General features: G+C 61.8%; 17 protein-coding genes and 1 pseudogene. 4 read left to right on the plus strand and 14 right to left on the minus strand.

The genetic code is table 11. From position 1 onward, the window contains the following. Nucleotides 1-105 precede the first annotated feature (105 nt). The 3 genes and pseudogenes from AB5Y54_RS17530 to AB5Y54_RS17540 form a co-directional block, all read left to right on the plus strand. On the plus strand, nucleotides 106-1,053 hold the full coding sequence (locus tag AB5Y54_RS17530; protein WP_019706001.1) for an IS30-like element ISAs2 family transposase: 948 nt from the start codon (nucleotides 106-108) through the stop codon (nucleotides 1,051-1,053). Nucleotides 1,054-1,073: 20 nt separating this feature from the next. Next, entirely contained in the window at nucleotides 1,074-1,325 is a 252-nt protein-coding gene (locus AB5Y54_RS17535; protein ID WP_368154084.1) for a hypothetical protein, read from the plus strand. Between the two features lie 77 nt (nucleotides 1,326-1,402). After that, nucleotides 1,403-1,672: pseudogene (locus AB5Y54_RS17540) on the plus strand (FkbM family methyltransferase); the annotation flags it as partial. 2 nt (nucleotides 1,673-1,674) lie between these two features. Here the strand turns inward: AB5Y54_RS17540 and pseC are convergent. The 6 genes from pseC to AB5Y54_RS17570 all read right to left on the minus strand — a co-directional run bounded on the left by pseC (nucleotide 1,675) and on the right by AB5Y54_RS17570 (nucleotide 7,721). After that, complete coding sequence (gene pseC / locus AB5Y54_RS17545; protein WP_368154085.1) at nucleotides 1,675-2,820, minus strand: UDP-4-amino-4,6-dideoxy-N-acetyl-beta-L-altrosamine transaminase; 1,146 nt, start codon at nucleotides 2,818-2,820, stop codon at nucleotides 1,675-1,677. After that, on the minus strand, nucleotides 2,817-3,821 hold the full coding sequence (pseB, locus tag AB5Y54_RS17550; RefSeq protein ID WP_053288532.1) for a UDP-N-acetylglucosamine 4,6-dehydratase (inverting): 1,005 nt from the start codon (nucleotides 3,819-3,821) through the stop codon (nucleotides 2,817-2,819). Before pseB ends, pseC begins: the two co-directional genes overlap by 4 nt. Nucleotides 3,822-3,989: 168 nt before the next feature. Further along, a complete protein-coding gene (locus AB5Y54_RS17555; protein ID WP_162540678.1) occupies nucleotides 3,990-4,766 on the minus strand; it encodes a cobalamin-binding protein in 777 nt (258 codons plus the stop codon). A gap of 61 nt (nucleotides 4,767-4,827) precedes the next feature. Further along, entirely contained in the window at nucleotides 4,828-5,760 is a 933-nt protein-coding gene (locus tag AB5Y54_RS17560; RefSeq protein ID WP_368154086.1) for a cobalamin biosynthesis protein, read from the minus strand. A 26-nt stretch (nucleotides 5,761-5,786) separates the two neighbouring features. Further along, nucleotides 5,787-6,479: a 5'-methylthioadenosine/S-adenosylhomocysteine nucleosidase gene (gene mtnN / locus AB5Y54_RS17565; protein WP_043156394.1), complete on the minus strand. Its 693-nt coding sequence runs from the start codon at nucleotides 6,477-6,479 to the stop codon at nucleotides 5,787-5,789. Between the two features lie 240 nt (nucleotides 6,480-6,719). Next, nucleotides 6,720-7,721, minus strand: a complete 1,002-nt coding sequence (locus tag AB5Y54_RS17570) for a ZIP family metal transporter (RefSeq protein ID WP_368154087.1) — start codon at nucleotides 7,719-7,721, stop codon at nucleotides 6,720-6,722. Nucleotides 7,722-8,016: 295 nt separating this feature from the next. On the opposite strand from AB5Y54_RS17570, the gene AB5Y54_RS17575 reads away from it, so the two are divergent. Next, nucleotides 8,017-9,648, plus strand: coding sequence for a methyl-accepting chemotaxis protein (locus AB5Y54_RS17575; protein ID WP_053288529.1), 1,632 nt, complete (start codon nucleotides 8,017-8,019; stop codon nucleotides 9,646-9,648). 69 nt (nucleotides 9,649-9,717) lie between these two features. On the opposite strand, the gene gloA is transcribed toward AB5Y54_RS17575, so the two are convergent. The 8 genes from gloA to rsxA form a co-directional block, all read right to left on the minus strand. Further along, a complete protein-coding gene (gene gloA, locus AB5Y54_RS17580) occupies nucleotides 9,718-10,125 on the minus strand; it encodes a lactoylglutathione lyase (RefSeq protein ID WP_010674310.1) in 408 nt (135 codons plus the stop codon). 77 nt (nucleotides 10,126-10,202) lie between these two features. After that, nucleotides 10,203-10,844 (minus strand): endonuclease III, encoded by a 642-nt coding sequence (nth, locus tag AB5Y54_RS17585; protein ID WP_053288528.1) that lies wholly within the window; start codon nucleotides 10,842-10,844, stop codon nucleotides 10,203-10,205. A 14-nt stretch (nucleotides 10,845-10,858) separates the two neighbouring features. Next, the gene (locus AB5Y54_RS17590) at nucleotides 10,859-11,617 is read right to left on the minus strand and encodes an electron transport complex subunit E (protein ID WP_010674312.1); all 759 of its coding nucleotides are present in this window, start codon (nucleotides 11,615-11,617) and stop codon (nucleotides 10,859-10,861) included. A gap of 16 nt (nucleotides 11,618-11,633) precedes the next feature. Continuing rightward, nucleotides 11,634-12,266 carry an electron transport complex subunit RsxG gene (gene rsxG / locus AB5Y54_RS17595; RefSeq protein WP_043156385.1) on the minus strand — a complete coding sequence of 211 codons (633 nt, stop codon included), beginning with the start codon at nucleotides 12,264-12,266 and terminating at the stop codon, nucleotides 11,634-11,636. A gap of 43 nt (nucleotides 12,267-12,309) precedes the next feature. Continuing rightward, on the minus strand, nucleotides 12,310-13,362 hold the full coding sequence (rsxD, locus tag AB5Y54_RS17600; protein WP_010674314.1) for an electron transport complex subunit RsxD: 1,053 nt from the start codon (nucleotides 13,360-13,362) through the stop codon (nucleotides 12,310-12,312). A 3-nt stretch (nucleotides 13,363-13,365) separates the two neighbouring features. Continuing rightward, a complete protein-coding gene (gene rsxC / locus AB5Y54_RS17605) occupies nucleotides 13,366-15,996 on the minus strand; it encodes an electron transport complex subunit RsxC (protein ID WP_043156388.1) in 2,631 nt (876 codons plus the stop codon). A 14-nt stretch (nucleotides 15,997-16,010) separates the two neighbouring features. Next, on the minus strand, nucleotides 16,011-16,577 hold the full coding sequence (gene rsxB, locus AB5Y54_RS17610; protein ID WP_043156390.1) for an electron transport complex subunit RsxB: 567 nt from the start codon (nucleotides 16,575-16,577) through the stop codon (nucleotides 16,011-16,013). Between the two features lie 4 nt (nucleotides 16,578-16,581). Then, nucleotides 16,582-17,163 carry an electron transport complex subunit RsxA gene (rsxA, locus tag AB5Y54_RS17615; protein WP_039038677.1) on the minus strand — a complete coding sequence of 194 codons (582 nt, stop codon included), beginning with the start codon at nucleotides 17,161-17,163 and terminating at the stop codon, nucleotides 16,582-16,584. Nucleotides 17,164-17,288: the final 125 nt, after the last annotated feature.

Genomic DNA, 17,288 nt, shown 5'->3' on the forward strand with positions numbered 1-17,288 from the left:
CGGGAATTCAGATAATAAGTGCGACACTCATGGATGAATGGCGAGAGGTGGCCAACTGCTGATTGGTGGTACCCTTCTGCTCGCCAAAGTAAAAGCAGTATCACCATGAGCTATCAGCAGTTGACCGAGGGGCAACGATACCAGTTATCGGTGCTTCGCGCACAGGGGATGTCCATCCTTGCCACCGCACGCGCCATTGGCGTTCATCGCTCCACCCTCTACCGGGAGCTGCGTCGTAACGCCGGGCCGCAGGGCTACCAGCCAGACAATGCGCATCAGCACGCCACCCACCGACGGGCCAGTGCGGCCAAATCTCGGCTATCTGCCGATGTCATCCAGTTTGTCGAGCTGACACTCGCCTGGTGGTGGAGCCCGGAGCAGATAAGCGCGGTGGGCAAGCAGATAGGCCTCATGGTGAGTCACGAGTGGATATACCGCCATGTGGCCGCCGACAAAGCCCGGGGTGGCCAGTTGTACCGCCATCTGCGCCAGGGCCACAAGCGCTACCGCAAGGGGGCGAGCAGCCTGCGTTCTCCCATCAAGGAAGCCCGCTCTATTGATGAACGGCCGGCTATCGTCGATAGCCGGGAGCGGCTCGGTGATTGGGAGGCGGACACGGTGCTGGGCAAGCAAGGCACAGGTGCACTGGTCACCCTGGTGGAGCGCAAGAGCCGGCTCTATCTGGTCAAGCGGGTCGCGAGCAAACAGGCTGGGGTGGTGCGGGATGCGATAATCGAGATGTTAACGCCCTACATCGAGCAGGTGCATACCATCACCTTTGACAACGGCGGCGAGTTTGCCGAACACAAGGCGATAGAGGAAGCGCTGGGTGCCGAGACTTACTTTGCGCACCCTTACTCTTCGTGGGAGCGCGGTCTGAACGAGAACAGCAATGGGCTGTTGAGGCAGTTTATCCCAAAGGGAACAGACCTGAGAGAGGTCACGGACGAGGATGTCAGGAGAGCGGAGCAGTGGCTCAACCTACGACCTCGGAAATGTCTCGGATTCAGGCAGCCTGTCAAGGTATTCGAAGAGTACCGTCAGGCGGCATAGGCGAGTGTCGCACTTCGAAGTTGAATTCGCGCAGTATTGTTGGAGCAGGCGAGATTGGGATTGTATTTCTGAACGCACTGCGTAGCCGCATTAAAATTCGTTGTCTTGTTGATAAACAGGCTGAATTTTTAGAGGATTTTTCGGTGCCGGTTAAAACACTTGAACAGGCTATTGCCGATGGTGAACGACACTTTATTATCGCCTCCGAGGCTTTTGAATACGAGCTAAAAACTAGGGAAGGTGCGAATAAGTACCCTATGAGCCAAAACTAAAAAGTTTAGCCATTTAATATCAATAATTTAGAATGGTGTGTTTTTGTGCCAAGTGACTTGTTAGCACCTTCCTTGATTCTACGCTGTCATCGAACCCTCCAAATTTTATTAAAATGGATATTGAAGGTGCTGAAGAGCAGGCATTACTTGGCGCTGAAAAAATTATCCGACAGTATCATCCAACGCTAGCAATCAGCATATATCACAGACATGATGACTTATGGCGTTTGCCTCAACTTATCAGGAATTTTTATCCAGATTATGAATTATATATCCGTCACCATTTTTGGGGGCCGTGGGAAACCGTCTTGTACTGTGTTGCTCCTAATGGTCCGGAAATAAAATAGTGCTATTTGGGTGGTGATATTTCACCAATAATGTTGATACACCTATTACATTGGTCAATATGTAAATCAGGATATATAGGGAGTGTTATAATGCTAAAGCTGAATTCTCTCGCCAATCTGTTGTGAGGGATTACATTCTTTTGGTGGTATGGCTGGGTGTCGATTGCAATATAGTGGACATTTACACCCAAGCCAAATTCGCGCAACTGGTTATATATTTCTTTCCGCCGTTCTGCTGGCACCTTGATTACAAATAGGTGCCAGGCTGAGACTCGCCCTTCTCGGTTGGCCAGAATTTCAAGACCTGGACGTGGCAATTCAGTTTGATAACGGGCGGCAATTGCGCGGCGCTTGGTCAAAAACTCGTCCAGCCGTGACATCTGACTCAATCCCAGTGCGGCCTGGATATCGGTCATCCGGTAGTTGAAGCCGAGCAGCTGCTGTTCGTAATACCAGGGGCCGTCCGGCTCATTAATAAAATCTTCGGCCTCGCGGGTGATGCCGTGGCTGCGCAGCAGGCGCATGGTCTTGGCAAGCTGAGGGTCATTGGTCATCGCCATGCCGCCTTCACCCGTGGTGATGATCTTCACCGGATGGAAGCTAAAGACGGTGATATCGCTGTAGCGGCAGTTACCGGTCGGCTCGCCGTGATAGCGTGCGCCGAGGGCGTGGCAGGCATCTTCGATGATCCGAAAACCATACTCTTGTCCCAAGCGGTGGATATCCTGCATGTCGCAGGGGAGGCCAGCGAAGTGTACCGGTATTACTACTTTGGGTAGTTTTCCTTCCGCCTGGGCGGCAATCAGTTTCCTCTCCAGCTCCACTGCGCACATGTTCCCTGTATCGGGCTCAATGTCGACGAAGTCGACTTGTGCACCGCAATAGAGAGCACAGTTGGCGGATGCAACGAAGCTGATGGGCGATGTCCAGACCCAATCCCCGTGGCCGACGCCCAGCGCCAGACAGGCGATATGGAGTGCTGCAGTACCTGAATTGACCGCCACCCCAAATTTAGCTCCGCAGTAATCAGCTACTGTTTGCTCGAAACGGGGGACGACTGGCCCCTGAGTCAGGAAGTCGGACTTGAGAACTTTCACGACAGCATCGATATCTGCCTGGCTGATAGATTGACGGCCGTAGGGGATCATTCTGCTACCTTGCTCTGGTTCATCTTCTGCAGTTGTTTAATAGAGAAAAAGTCAGGGTTGCTGCGAGAGTTGTATTCAAATCCCTGCTCGACCATCTTTCCCTTCTCGCCTGCCGCAGTTTTGGAGAAATCGTTGTTGCGGTTATTGAAGTTGATGGTTGGGCCAATTACGAAGAAGTCATCAAATTCAAAGGTGTGATAAGAGTCATCGGCAGGGCACATCACTTCGTGAAGCTTTTCTCCCGGGCGAATGCCGATGATTTTGTGTGGCAGGTGAGGGGCCATGGCACAGGCCAAATCTGTGATGCGAACAGATGGCAATTTGGGAACGAATATTTCCCCTCCCTTCATCCGCCCAAAATTGTCCAGTACGAAATCTACCCCTTGCTGCAAAGTGATCCAGAAACGCGTCATCTCCTCATGGGTGATGGGCAACGCATCCGCATTCTGGTCAATCAGCTTTTGGAAGAAGGGGACGACAGAGCCGCGAGAACCGACCACGTTGCCGTAGCGGACTACGGCAAAACGGGTGGGATCCTGTCCCGCGATGTTGTTTGCTGCCACGAAGAGCTTGTCTGATGCCAGTTTGGTGGCACCGTAGAGATTGATTGGATTGGCGGCTTTGTCAGTGGAGAGGGCAATAACTTTTTTGACTTGATTGAGCAAAGCGGCCTGGATGACGTTCTCTGCACCATGGATATTGGTTTTAATACACTCCATGGGGTTGTATTCAGCGGCTGGAACCTGTTTCAGTGCTGCTGCATGAACCACGTAATCGACGCCACGCATTGCCATGGTAAGCCGGTTGGCGTCTCGGACATCACCGATAAAATAGCGCATGCAGGGGTCGTTAAACTCCTGCTGCATCTCGAACTGTTTCAACTCGTCGCGCGAGTAAATGATCAAGCGACGGGGTTCATAACGCTCCAGTATGGTCTTGATAAAAAGCTGGCCGAAAGAGCCTGTGCCACCGGTGATCAGGATCGTTTTATCATTGAACATAGTGAGCATCTCATTTAAAAAAACATTGATGAATCATATAGTAACAAATAAGACTCCAGAGTCTTGCAAGAAGAATGTGATCGACCGAGAAAATGATGACTTTACAGATATCGACGCATGTGGTGAAAAACTTGAATTTTATCATGCTGTCTTAACATGATGGGTCTACTAATCAGCACCTTGTCCCGTATGCGCATCCTCGATCGCCTCGCATATCTGCTCCACCGCGTTGAGGGCGCGGGGGGTGAAACGGTGCAGTTCATCGGCGTTGATGAGGGCGAGCCGTTGGTGTTTGACGGCGTCCAGCATGGGCCACTGCCGCCAGTGATCCAGCACGGAAGGATCCCGGCCGCCAGCCAGGATAAGCCCGGGATTGCCCTTGATCACCTGCTCCAGCCCGACCTGGGGGTAGGCTGCTCCCGTCTTCGCCATGATGTTGCGTCCGCCGCAGAGGGTGATGGCCTGCCCCGGCCAGGTCGAATTATTGACGCTGGTGAGCGGCGGGTACCAGAGCTGATAGAAGACCGACAGGGGCTTGGGCTCGCCGTAGCGCGCAGCCAGGGCGTCGAGCCGGGTCAGATAGGCGCGGGCTTGCTCGTCGGCTCTGGGCGTGAGCCCGAGCAGGTGCCCCAGGCTGCGCATCTCGGTGGCCAGGGAGGCAAAGTCGGTGGGCTCCGAGTAGAAGACGGGGATGCCGAGGCGCTCGACCGGGCCCAGCATGCGGGCCTGGGCGGAGCGCCAGGCCACTACCAGATCCGGCTTCTGGGCCAGCAGCGCCTCTAGGTTGATGCTGCGATAGTTGGCCACCCGGGGGAGGTTGGCCACCTCGGCGGGGTAATCGGAGGCATCGTCGGTGGCGACCACGCGATCCCCGGCGCCGATATCGAACAGCAGTTCCGTCAGATGGGGAGTGAGGCTCACGATGCGCTGCGGCGGGGTGGCCATGGCGCACAGTGAGGTGCCCAGCAGGCAGACAAACAGGCCCAGGGCACGAAGGGAAACGCGATCAGCCATGATTGAGCGCCATCCATGTCAGGAGCAGCGAGAGCCCGAGCCAGCCCCAGCCGGTCAGTTGCAGACGCTGCAGCAGGCGCAGGGGCAGGTTGGCATCGGGTTCGCTCCCTTCATCAAATACCGGAAAGCGCACCAGCTGGCCCTGATAGTAGCGGGGGCCGCCGAGTCGGCGGCCCGTGGCCCGGGCCAGCAACGCGAGCAGGACCCCCATGGCGGGATGGGGCCAATGCAGCGCAGGTCGCACTCTGTTGCCCAGCCCGCGCACCTGGGTCAGGCACAGGGGGAGCGCCAGCAACAGGATGGCGGGGGCGCAGAAACCCTGATAGAGCGCCGCAGCCGGGCGGCCGAAGTGGACGAACGCGCTTTGCTTGGGGTTCCACGCCAGATGGGTCAACTGGGCGAGCCGCACCAGCAGGGCACCCTGTACCCCGGCCAGGGCGAAGCCCAGCAGGGGGGCGGCCCACTGACCGACGAGGCGCAGTACGCAGGTCTCGCTCACCGCCTTGTTCAACCCCATCACCGAGAGCTTGCCGGTTTCCCGCTTGAGCCAGGGGGCGACCTGCAGCCTCGCCACGACCAGCGTCTCCTGGGTCGCCAGGGACTGGTTCGCCTGGGCGAGTTCACGCAGGGGCCTTGATTCGAGCATCAGCAGCAGGAACAGGAGGTCGAACAGGGGCTCGGACAGGGAGAGATTGCGCACCGCCCAGAGACCGGCTGCGCAGGGCACCCAGACCACCAGCAGGGCAAGGAGCCCGGCCTGGCTCTGCTGGCGTGGCGTGCCGTCGGGGCGATAGACCGTCTGGCCGAGGCGGGTGAGCAGAGGCACGGCTGCGCCGGGTCGAAAGCGTGCGGGCCAGGGCAGCAGGGCCTCCAGCAGGGCGGCCCCCACCATGATGGCCGCCGTCGTGGAGGCGAGGGCGGTCATCAGGGCATCCCAGGAGGGGGCGTCGATCACAGCTTGCCGAGCAGCGCGATGATCACTTCGGCGGAGTGTTGACCCGCCACCTCGATGAAGGCATCGAAGGATTCCACCTGCTCCTTGCCGGCGATGTCCGACATGGCCCGTACCACCAGATAGGGCACCTTGAACATGTGGCACACCTGGCCGATGGCGGCCCCTTCCATCTCCACCGCCAGCATCTGCGGAAAGTCGGCACGGGCTTTCGCGATGGCGTCCGGCTTGCACATGAACTGATCGCCGGTGCAGATGAGCCCGACCTTGGTCTGGTGCTTGCCTTGCTCGGCAATGCAGGTCTGTGCCAGGGCGATGAGTTTTTCGTCGCAGGGGAAGGCGGCGGGCTGCTGGGCCATCTGGCCCATTTCGTAACCGAAGGCGGTCACGTCCACGTCGTGGAAGCGCATCTCGCTCGCGATGACCACGTCACCGATGTGCAGATCCTGGGCGAAGCCACCGGCAGAACCGGTGTTGATGACGCAATCGGGAGCGAATTTTTCCAGCAGCAGGCTGGTGGCGACGCTGGCGGCGACCTTGCCGATGCCGGAGCGGGTCAGGATCACCTCTTTACCGGCCAGGCGGCCCTGATAAAACTCGCAGCCACCCAGTTGCAGGGTGGTGGGTTCGCTCAGCTGGCTGCGCAGCAGGGCCACTTCCTGCTCCATGGCGCCGATAATACCTACTTTCATCATCTACCTCGTCTCGATGGCCGCTGGGCCGAAAAAGTTGGCGGGGATGATAACAAAACTTGGCGATGGCGCCGAGCATTCCTATGGGGCTGGCGGGGCATCTCCTGCGTCAGTGGTAGTGCTGGACAAGGGTGGCCGGCTCGCCGCGCTCTGCAAGCCGTTGCAGTGTGCTGGCGAACAGGGCCAGCCGCTCGGGAAGCGCTTTGTGGGAAACTACGGAGTGCACGGGGGGCCGACGCGTTATCCCAGCGCGGTATCCAGGGTCATCATCAGGGCAAAGCCGACCATGAGGCCCAGGGTGGCGTGGGTCTGGTGGCCGTTGCGGTGGGTCTCGGGGATCACCTCGTGGGAGACCACGAACAGCATGGCGCCGGCCGCGAGCCCCAGACCAATGGGGTAGGCGATGGCCATGCCGCTGGCAAGCCCCACCCCGAGCAGGGCCCCGAGCGGTTCCAGCAGGCCGCTGGCGATGGCCACCAGCACGGCCAGCGGGGGACGAAAACCGGCGGCGCACATGGCGAGCGCCACCGCCAGCCCCTCGGGAATGTCCTGCAGGGCAATGGCGGTGGTGAGCGGCAGACCGACGGCCATGTCACCCTGGGAGAAGCTGACCCCGATGGCCATGCCCTCCGGCAGGTTGTGCAGGGCGATGGCGAACACGAACAGCCAGACCCGGGAGCAGCTCTCGTGGCCGGGACCGCAGGGCCCCGTCTTGTCTTGCTCATGGGGGGTGAACTGATCCAGCCCCAGCATCAGCAGGACGCCGAGAGCCATGCCCGTCACCACCACGGCGGCGGCGAGGAAGCCGTCGCCTGTGATCCCCTCCGCGGCCTCGAGGCCCGGCAGCAACAGGGAGAAGGCGCTGGCGGCCAGCATCATGCCGGCGGCAAAACCCAGCATGGCGTCTTCCACCCGTTGGGGAACGGCGCGCAGGAACAGGGCCAGCATCATGCCGGCGGCAAAACCCAGCATGGCGTCTTCCACCCGTTGGGGAACGGCGCGCAGGAACAGGGCCGGCAGGGCGCCGAGCGCCGTGGCGGCAAAGCCGGCGGCACCGCCGATGAGGCCATAGCGCATGCCGGCGGTGATGTCACCGGCCGCCAGCACGACCAGACTCTGCACCAGGAGCAGCAGCACGGCGACCAGGGCGAGCAGCAGCCCCAGGGCGATGAGGGGGCGATCTGCTATCTGCTCGCGCAGTTGGACAGACCAGGAAGGGGAGAGGGTCGATACGTTGTCCATGGGGCCTCTGAAGACAGGAATGGGGAGAGACGAACGGCCATTACATAACCTGGCCCCTGCTTTGTCCATGACGACGGACCGATTGTGGCAATCGGCTCAAGTTTTGCGTCGAGCTGGTCGCTACTGTGCTGGCAGCCTCGTGGCTGGCACAAGGCCCGGCGTGGGGCGAGCGGGAAGCAAGGGATCCCCTCTCTTTGCTCCCATCGTCATTTCCCGTCAGGAGTCTCGGGTCACCGCTTACACGGATGTGATCATTGTGTCACTGCACATCTGCAGTCGAGGATCACCAGCCAACATGTCTTACAAGCATCTCTCCATCGGCAAGAAGATTGCCGCCGTCTTTGCGGTCATTGCTGTCATCAACGCCGTCTTCGGCCTGTTTCTCGCCACCGAACTGCGGGACATTCGGGATCGGGTATTGAACTTCACCGACTCCACCCTGCCAAGCGTGCTCTCGGTTGACAACCTGCTCTACGACGTCTCCTATGTGCGCCGTGCCCAGTTTGCCCTGCTGATGGTGGAAGATGCCGTCGACAGGCAGGTTCGCCGCGCCCGCATCCAGGAGAGCCTGGGCAAGGTGCAGCAGGTCATGGATGCCTACGAGGCAACCGTGGGGGCCGAGCATGAACGCCAGGCCTTCAACCGCGTCAAGCTGCAGTGGCTGCAATATCTGGGGGCCGTCAACCAGGTGGATACCCTGTTGTTCCAGGGCAGCAGGGATGAGGCCAGGGAGGCGCTGTTTCGCTCGAACGGGCTCTACACCGAGCTGGAGCTGGCGGTGCGTGCCCTGGTGAAGGTGAATCTTGGCTTTGTGGAAGAGAACCGTGGCAGCCTGCTTGGCAGCGTCACCATGGTGATGACCTTTGCCGTGGTGAGCATCGCGACCCTGCTGATCTTCATGGGGGTCATGACCTGGTTCCTCACCCGCCAGATCTGCCTGCCCCTGCAAGCCGTGGTGGCCCAGGCCAATGCCATCGCCCTGGGAGATCTGACCCATCGGCTGGATCGCCAGCACATCGGGCAGGACGAACTGGGGATGCTGGCCAGCGCCTCCCTCAAGATGCAGGACAACCTGCGTGGGCTCATCGAGGAGGTGGCCGCCGCCGTGACCCAGCTGGGGGCCGCCATCGAGGAGGTGAGCGCGGTCTCCGAGCAATCATCCCAGGGGATCCAGATCCAGCAGCAGGAGATAGCCCAGGTCGCCACCGCCATGGCCCAGATGAAGGCGACGGTAGCGGATGTGGCGGGCAACACCGAGGTGGCCTCGGAGTCGGCAAGCTCTGCCAATGCCCTGGCTCGTCGCGGCAGTCAGGATGTGCAGGGGGCCCTGGATGCCATCACCCGGGTGGCTGGTGAGATGGAGCAGGCGGGCAACCTGGTGAGTGAACTGGAGAAAGAGTCCGCCCAGATCAACCTGGTGGTGGATGTCATTCGCGGCATTGCCGACCAGACCAACCTGTTGGCACTCAATGCCGCCATCGAGGCGGCCCGTGCCGGTGAGCAGGGGCGCGGCTTTGCGGTAGTGGCCGACGAGGTGCGCACCCTGGCGGGGCGTACCCAGGCCTCCACCGGCGAAATCGTCGCCATCATCGAGACCCTGCAGGCCCGTGCCAACCGGGCGAAGTCGGTGACCGGCCAGAGTTGCGAGATGATCCGCCAGTGCGTGAGCCAGAGCGAACGCACCAGCGCGGGCATTCGTCAGATTGAAGAGGCGGTGGCCCAGATAGCCGACATGGCGATCCAGATTGCCAGTGCCTGTGGCGAGCAGGATGCGGTCTCCGATGAGCTGGGCCGCAACGTGGCGCGCATCAACGACTCCTCCAACGAGGTCGCGACCGGCGCGGATCACACCGCCAAAGCCTGTCTGGAGCTGAGCCAGCTGGCGGCGGGTCTGCGCCAGAGCATGGGGCGCTTCCGCCTGGCCTGACGGTGGCCGCAGCCAATGAAAACGGGGCCCTGGGCCCCGTTGTTTTTCTCACCGCCAGGCGGCGTGGGCTCAGGCGCCCAGGCCGGTACCGGCGTCTTTCTTGGCAATCAGCTCAATCTTGTAGCCGTCCGGGTCTTCCACGAAGGCGATGACGGTGGTGCCGCCCTTCACAGGGCCCGGTTCGCGGGTGATCTTGGCGCCGGCGGCGCGCAGCGCCTCGCAGGTGGCATAGATGTCGTCCGCTTCCAGGGCGATGTGACCATAGGCGGAACCGAGCTCGTATTCGCTCACGCCCCAGTTGTAGGTGAGCTCGATGACGGCTTCATCCTTCTCGTCGCCGTAGCCGACGAAGGCCAGGGTGTACTTGTATTCGCTGTTTTCGCTCTTGCGCAGCAGTGTCATGCCCAGCACTCGGGTGTAGAAGTCGATGGAACGTTGCAGATCGCCGACGCGCAACATGGTATGCAGAATTCTCATTGCTCAATTCTCCGGGTTGGTGGATTGGTACTGCCTTGAATCCATGGCCCGAGACCGGATCCGCAGAGGCCTGCAGATCAACTCTCGGGATAGACCTTCTCTTTGTATTCGCACAAATCTTCGATGATGCAGGAGCCGCAGCGGGGCTTGCGGGCGAGACAGGTGTAACGCCCGTGCAGGATGAGCCAGTGATGCACGTCCAGCTTGAACTCGGCGGGGACCACCTTGAGCAGCTTCTCCTCCACCTGATCGACGTTCTTGCCCACTGCAAAGCCGGTGCGGTTGGAGACCCGGAAGATATGGGTGTCGACGGCGATGGTGGGCCAGCCGAAGGCGGTGTTGAGCACCACGTTGGCCGTCTTGCGGCCGACGCCGGGCAGGGCCTCGAGGGCCTCGCGATTCTCCGGCACCTCGCCGCCGTGGCGCTCCAGCAGAATGGCGCAGGTCTTGATGACGTTCTCGGCCTTGGTGTTGAAGAGGCCAATGGTCTTGATGTACTCCTTGACCCCATCCACCCCCAGATCCAGCATGGCCTGGGGGGTGTTGGCCACCGGATAGAGATTGTCGGTGGCCTTGTTGACGCTCACGTCGGTGGCCTGGGCCGAAAGCAGCACGGCGATGAGCAGCTCGAAGGGCGTGGTGAAGTTGAGCTCTGTGGTGGGATGGGGGTTGTCATCGCGCAACCGCTCCAGGATCAGCCTGCGTTTCTGGTTGTTCATGGCTCTCTCTTGTCTCAGAGCTGGGTAGTGCGGGCGCCCGCCGCCGGCACGGTGCAGTGGGCCTTCTCGGCACTCTGCTTGCGGCCCATCCAGTCGTTGATGGCGTTTTTGCCGGCGATCATCAAACCGAGGCCGATGAAGCCGCCGGGGGGCAGGATCGCCAGCAGCAGGCTGGCGTCGGCGTGGAACAGCTCGACGCGCAATGACTTGGCCCAGTCACCCAGCAGCAGCTCGGCACCGTCAAACAGGGTGCCCATGCCGATGATCTCGCGAAGGCCCCCCAGTACCAGCAGCACCAGGGTAAAGCCCAGCCCCATCATGAAGCCGTCGAGGGCGGCAAGCAGGGGCGGGTTCTTGGAGGCATAGGCTTCGGCGCGGCCGATGATGACGCAGTTGGTGACGATGAGGGCGATGAAGATGCCGAGCGCTTGATAGAGGCCGTAGGTGTAGGCGTTCATCAACAGTTGCACGCTGGTCACCAGGGCCGCGATAATCATCACGTAGACCGGGATGCGGATATCCTTGGGCACCCAGTTGCGCACTAGGGAGACGGCGAGGTTGGAGCAGACCAGTACCACCATGGTGGCAAGGCCGAGCCCCAACGCATTGGTAAAGGTGGAGGAGACCGCCAGGGTGGGGCAGAGTCCCAGCACCTGCACCAGGGAGGGGTTGTTCTTCCACAGTCCCTGCAGCATCAGCTCCTTGAGCTCTTCGCGGCGGCCACTTTCCCCGGCGGGTTGGCTGGCCGTGTCAATCACGTCGACTTGTTCCATAGCGTGTGCTCCGGCGTTAGGGGTTGGTATGGCAGGAGGGGGCATCGTGCAGCAGTTCGGGGTGCTCCTGTTGCAGCCTCAGCAAATTTTTCACCGCCTTGACCACGGCCCGCGGGGTGATGGTTGCCCCGGTGAAGGCGTCGAATTCGCCGCCATCCTTCTTCACCGCCCAGGTGGTGTCGTTGTCGGCCGTGAGGGACTTGCCGGTGAAGCTGTCGATCCAGCTGGATTTCTTCAGTTCTATCTTGTCACCAAGCCCCGGGGTTTCCTTGTGGGCCAGCACCCTGACCGCACTGACGGCCCCCTTGGCATCGGTGCCGACCACCATGCGAATGGCTCCACTGTAACCATCGGGGGCCACGGTTTCCAGCGCGTAGCCGGTATGCACCCCCTTGAGGGTGGCGGTATAGAGGGGCATGGGCTCATCGCTGCCCAGGTATTCCCGGCTGCTGACCAGCTTGCAACTGGCCACCAGATCGTTGTCATAACTCCCCTCGGGCAGCAGGGCCTGCAGGGTGCGCAGCTTCTCCAGCTCTTGCTGGTGGGCGATGCGATCCCGGGTCAGTTCGTTGGTCAGCACCACCATGGCGGTGCAGCCGAGGGCAAAGAGGGCCAGGGTCAGGCCATTCTTGCGCATGCTTTTCAACATGGGAGGCTCCCTGTCTCGCGTCTGCGGCAATTCAGATGTGGGTTCATTTGCGACGGGCTCCATAGACCTTGGGGCGGGTCAGACTGTCAATCAGGGGAACGCACAGGTTGGCCAGCAACACGGCGAAGGCGAAGGCATCCGGATAGCCGCCAAAACGGCGGATGACATAGACCAGCACGCCGATGAGCACACCGTAGACGAGGCGCCCCTTTGCGGTGGTGCTGGCACTCACCGGATCGGTGGCGATGAAGAAGGCCCCGAGCATGGTGGCACCGCTGAACAGGTGCAGCATGGGGGTGGCGGTGGCATCCGGGGTGGCCAGATAGCCCAGGGTGGCAGCGAGCAGCAATGCGCCCAGCACGGCAGTCGGAATGCGCCAGTTGATCACTTTCTGCTGGAGCAGGAAGAGGCCTCCCAGCAGGTAGCCGAGGTTGACCCAGCTCCAGCCGATACCACCCCAGCCCTCGAAGACCTTGTGGGTCATCACTTCGGTGGCGGTCAGTCCCTGGGTCAGTCCGGTCTTTAAGGTATCCAGCGGCGTGGCCATGGTCAGGCCATCCACCCCCTGCTTGAGCTGCAGCATGCTGTAGCCGTCGAGGCTGAAGCCGGTGAAGATCACCGAGGCCGCATCGGCGAAGCCGATGTCGTAGGCGGCGATGCTGGAGGGGGGCAGCCAGCTGGTCATCTGGACCGGGAAGGAGACCAGCAGCAGCACATAGGCCACCATGGCAGGATTGAACAGGTTCTGACCGAGCCCGCCATAGAGATGCTTGGCGATGATGATGGCGAACGCCGTGCCCAGCACCAGCATCCACCAGGGCAGCAGGGGGGGCAGGGAGAGACCGATGAGCACGGCGGTGAGCGCCGCGCTGCCATCCAGCAGGGCCGGTTTGACGGGGCGGCCGCGCAGGCGAAGGACCAGGGCCTCCGAACCCAGGGCCGTGACCAGCGCCAGCAGGATCTGGATCAGGGTCCCCCAGCCGAAGAACCAGGTCTGCGCCAGGAAGCCGGGCAGGCAGGCCAGGATCACCAGCACCATCAGGGTCTGGGTCTGTTTGCGGTTGTGGGCAAAGGGCGCACTCGCGATATTGAACATGGATCAGTGGCTCTTGTCGGTCGAAGGGGAGGAGGCAGCCTCGGCCGCCAGCTTCTTGGCTTTGGCCCGGGCGATGGCGGCGGCGATGGCCGCCTTCTTGGGGTCCACTTCGGCAGCGGGCTCGGATGCGGCGGCCGGGGCCTCAACGGCGTTATCGGTTGTGTTCACGGATGTCTCACCCGCGACCACAGGCCCATCCCCTTGCGCCTGGGCGGCCTTCTTGGCCTTGGCCCGGGCGATGGCGGCGGCAATGGCCGCCTTCTTGGGGTCCACCTCGGCGGCGGGCTCGGATGCGGCGGCCGGGGCCTCAACGGCGTTATCGGTTGTGTTCACGGATGTCTCACCCGCGACCACAGGCCCGTCACCTTGCGCCTGGGCGGCTTTCTTGGCCTTGGCCCGGGCGATGGCGGCGGCAATGGCCGCCTTCTTGGGATCCACCTCGGCGGCGGGCTCGGATGCGGCGGCCGGGGCCTCAACGGCGTGTTCGGTTGTGTTCACGGATGTCTCACCCGCGACCACCGGCCCATCACCTTGCGCCTGAGCAGCCTTCTTGGCCTTGGCCCGGGCGATGGCGGCGGCAATGGCCGCCTTCTTGGGGTCCACCTCGGCGGCGGGCTCGGATGCGGCAGCCGGGGCCTCAATGGCGTTATCGCTTGTGTTCACGGATGTCTTATCCGCGTCCAGCGGTGCGTCACCTTGCGCCAGGGCGGCTTTCTTGGCCTTGGCCCGGGCGATGGCGGCGGCAATGGCCGCCTTCTTGGGGTCCACTTCTGCGGCGGGTTCGGATACGGCGGCCGAGGCCTCAACGGCGTGTTCGGTTGTATTCACGGATGTCTTATCCGCGACCACCGGCCCGTCACCTTGCGCTTGAGCAGCCTTCTTGGCCTTGGCCCGTGCCAGGGCTGCGGCGATGGCGGCTTTCTTGGGATCCAGCTCTGCCTTGGGATGTTGCTCCCCAGGTGCCGGGGTGTCAGCCAGCTCATTGTCCTCGCCATTGACCGCCTTGGCGGCACGACGGGCGATGGCCTCCTGCTTGCGCGCCTCACGGGCGGCAATCATGGCCTCGTTGTCCGGTGCGGGTGTGCTCACGCCCACCTGGGTCGTCTCCTGTTTGGCCTTGATGCGGGCCAGGGCGGCGGCGACCGGATCTTCGCCCCCGGCCGTCGTCATGGCCTGGCGACGCTGGGCTGCGGCTTCGGCGTGGCGGGCTTCGCGGGCCGCCTTCTCACGCTCGAAGCGAGCCTGCTTGGCCTCGAAGCGCTGCTTGGCACGTTCGGCCTTCTCGGCCTCGGCACGGGCCTCGCGGATGTCATCCTTGGCGATCTTGTAGTACTGCACCAGGGGGATTTCGCTCGGGCAGACCCAGGCACAGGCGCCGCACTCGATACAGTCAAAGAGGTTGAGCTTCTCGGCCTTGTCGTACTCCTTGACCCGGCTGTACCAGTAAAGCTCCTGGGGCAGCAGGGTGGCGGGGCAGGCATCGGCGCAGGCACTGCAACGGATGCAGGCCTGTTCCGGGCCGGGGGGCGGCAGCTCGGCGCGGGTGGGGGAGAGCAGGCAGTTGGTGGCCTTGACCACGGGGACCATGGCGTGGGGCAGGGTGAAGCCCATCATGGGGCCCCCCATGATGACCCGCTGATCCGCCTCCGGTTGCAGCTCGAAACGCTGGAGCAGCCAGCGTACCGGCGTGCCCAGACGCACCCAGGCATTGCCGGGTTTCTTGAAGGCGTCGCCGGTGAGGGTGACGATGCGCTCGATGAGCGGCTCCCCATCGATGATGGCGCGCTTGATGGCAAAGACGGTGGCGACGTTGAGCACCATGATGCCCATGTCGACCGCCCGGCCTCCTTTGGGCACCTGGCGTCCGGTGAGCAGCTCTATGGTCTGTTTGGCGCCGCCGGAGGGGTACTTGGTCGGTACCGACTTGACCAGCACGTCGGCGTCGCTGGCATGGCGGGTCAGGGCCTCGATGGCCGCCGGTTTGTTGTCTTCCACCCCGATCAGGGTGAGCTTGGGCTTGAGCAGGTGCTTGAGTACCCGGATGCCGTCTATGATCTCGTCGGCGTATTCCTGCATCAGACGGTCATCTGTGGTGATGTAGGGTTCGCACTCCAGCCCGTTGATGATGAGAATTTCGGTGAGCTGGCCACGGCCGTCGAGCTTGCTGTGGGTCGGGAAGACGGCGCCGCCGAGCCCGGCGATGCCGGCCTGCTGGATGCGCTCGAGCAACGCCCCCCGCTCCAGGTTCCAGTAGTCAGGCTGGGGTGTGCGCTCGCCCCAGGCATCGTCTCCGTCCGGGGTGAGGAGGATGCAGAGATCGTCAAGACCGGAGGGGTGCGCCACCGTGTGCTGCTCGATGGCGGTGATGGTGCCCGAGGTGGAAGCGTGCACCGGCACGATGCGTCCCTTGTCAAAACGGGTGAGGGGTTGCCCCTTCTTGACCTTGTCCCCCACCCGCACCAGCAGTTCGCCGGCCGGACCCGCGTGCTGGCGCACCGGAATGATGAGCTGTGGGGGAAGGCCCGCGTCAACGACGGGGGTCAGGCTGGACTGGTGCTTGTTCTCGGGGGGATGGATGCCGCCGTGAAAATCCCACAGAGTGCCGGCTTTGATGCGTTCGAGCAGATGCTGCATGGTTACTCCGCTGTTTATTCCACTATCTTGACCGGAATGGCGACCTTGGCCAGATCCCATTTCCAGTTGTCGACCGTGGTCGGCACCGGGATCATTTCGATACAGTCGGTCGGGCAGGGGTCGACGCAGAGGTCGCACCCAGTGCACTCGGCGGCGATGACGGTGTGCATCGCCTTGGTGGCACCCAGGATGGCGTCGACCGGACAGGCCTGGATGCACTTGGTGCAACCGATACACATGTCTTCGTGAATGAAGGCCACCTTCTTGACGGGGATTGCCGCGTCTTCACCGCCGTCCAGAGACTGGGGCTCGACCCCCATCAGGTCGGCAATCTTGCGCATGGTGGCGTCGCCACCGGGCACGCACTTGTTGATCTTGTCGCCATTGGCCAGGGCGTCGGCGTAGGGTTTGCAGCCCGGGTAACCGCACTGGCCGCACTGGGTCTGGGGCAACAGGGCATCGAGCTGATCGACGATGGGATCGGCCTGCACATGAAACTTGACGGCGGCAAAGCCGAGAATGATGCCGAAGGCCAGGGCAAGCAGGGCCAGCACCAGAATGGCAAAGAGTATGTGAATCATAGCGTTATATCTTGATGAGGCCGGTAAAACCCATGAAGGCCAGCGACATCAGGCCAGCGGTGACCATGGCGATGGAGACGCCACGAAACGGTGCCGGCACGTCGGCGGCCACCAGCCGCTCACGCATGGCGGCAAACAGGATCAGCACCAGAGAGAAGCCGACGGCGGCCCCGAAGCCGTAGATGATGCTCTGGATGAAGTTGTGGCGCTCGTTGATGCTGAGCAGCGCCACGCCGAGCACGGCACAGTTGGTGGTGATGAGCGGCAGGAAGATGCCGAGCAGGCGATAGAGGGTCGGGCTGCTCTTGCGGATCACCATCTCGGTGAACTGGACCACCACGGCGATCACCAGAATGAAGCCCAGGGTGCGCAGGTAGGCGATCTCCAGCGGGATCAGGATATAGTGCTCCATCAGATAGGAGCAGGCGCTGGCCAGCGTCATGACGAAGGTGGTGGCCAGACCCATGCCGATGGCGGTTTCCAGCTTGCCGGAGACACCCATGAAGGGGCAAAGGCCGAGGAACTTCACCAGCACGAAGTTGTTGATCAGCACGGTGCCGACCAGTAAAAGCAGGTACTCAGTCATTGACGATGGGTTTTCCGGTGTGAAGGCGGCCGTATTATCTGATGTTAGGTGCCTTTAGACAACCGCAAGGCCGTATGGTTATTATTCGAATGCCCAATTCTTGACATCCTCCCCCACCTTAGCGC

The sequence above is a fragment of the Aeromonas sp. s9 genome (genome assembly GCF_040907765.1).
In the GTDB taxonomy this organism is placed as follows: domain Bacteria; phylum Pseudomonadota; class Gammaproteobacteria; order Enterobacterales; family Aeromonadaceae; genus Aeromonas; species Aeromonas caviae.

Excerpts from the sequence above, each read along its gene's own strand:
- rsxB (WP_043156390.1), bottom strand. The coding sequence starts at position 16,577 with ATGATTCACATACTCTTTGCCATTCTGGTGCTGGCCCTGCTTGCCCTG.
- AB5Y54_RS17530 (WP_019706001.1), top strand. The coding sequence starts at position 106 with ATGAGCTATCAGCAGTTGACCGAGGGGCAACGATACCAGTTATCGGTG.
- gloA (WP_010674310.1), bottom strand. The coding sequence starts at position 10,125 with ATGAGAATTCTGCATACCATGTTGCGCGTCGGCGATCTGCAACGTTCC.
- AB5Y54_RS17570 (WP_368154087.1), bottom strand. The coding sequence starts at position 7,721 with ATGGACAACGTATCGACCCTCTCCCCTTCCTGGTCTGTCCAACTGCGC.
- AB5Y54_RS17575 (WP_053288529.1), top strand. The coding sequence starts at position 8,017 with ATGTCTTACAAGCATCTCTCCATCGGCAAGAAGATTGCCGCCGTCTTT.
- pseB (WP_053288532.1), bottom strand. The coding sequence starts at position 3,821 with ATGTTCAATGATAAAACGATCCTGATCACCGGTGGCACAGGCTCTTTC.
- rsxC (WP_043156388.1), bottom strand. The coding sequence starts at position 15,996 with ATGCAGCATCTGCTCGAACGCATCAAAGCCGGCACTCTGTGGGATTTT.
- rsxA (WP_039038677.1), bottom strand. The coding sequence starts at position 17,163 with ATGACTGAGTACCTGCTTTTACTGGTCGGCACCGTGCTGATCAACAAC.
- mtnN (WP_043156394.1), bottom strand. The coding sequence starts at position 6,479 with ATGAAAGTAGGTATTATCGGCGCCATGGAGCAGGAAGTGGCCCTGCTG.
- nth (WP_053288528.1), bottom strand. The coding sequence starts at position 10,844 with ATGAACAACCAGAAACGCAGGCTGATCCTGGAGCGGTTGCGCGATGAC.
- rsxD (WP_010674314.1), bottom strand. The coding sequence starts at position 13,362 with ATGTTCAATATCGCGAGTGCGCCCTTTGCCCACAACCGCAAACAGACC.
- AB5Y54_RS17555 (WP_162540678.1), bottom strand. The coding sequence starts at position 4,766 with ATGGCCACCCCGCCGCAGCGCATCGTGAGCCTCACTCCCCATCTGACG.
- AB5Y54_RS17590 (WP_010674312.1), bottom strand. The coding sequence starts at position 11,617 with ATGGAACAAGTCGACGTGATTGACACGGCCAGCCAACCCGCCGGGGAA.
- rsxG (WP_043156385.1), bottom strand. The coding sequence starts at position 12,266 with ATGTTGAAAAGCATGCGCAAGAATGGCCTGACCCTGGCCCTCTTTGCC.
- pseC (WP_368154085.1), bottom strand. The coding sequence starts at position 2,820 with ATGATCCCCTACGGCCGTCAATCTATCAGCCAGGCAGATATCGATGCT.
- AB5Y54_RS17560 (WP_368154086.1), bottom strand. The coding sequence starts at position 5,760 with ATGACCGCCCTCGCCTCCACGACGGCGGCCATCATGGTGGGGGCCGCC.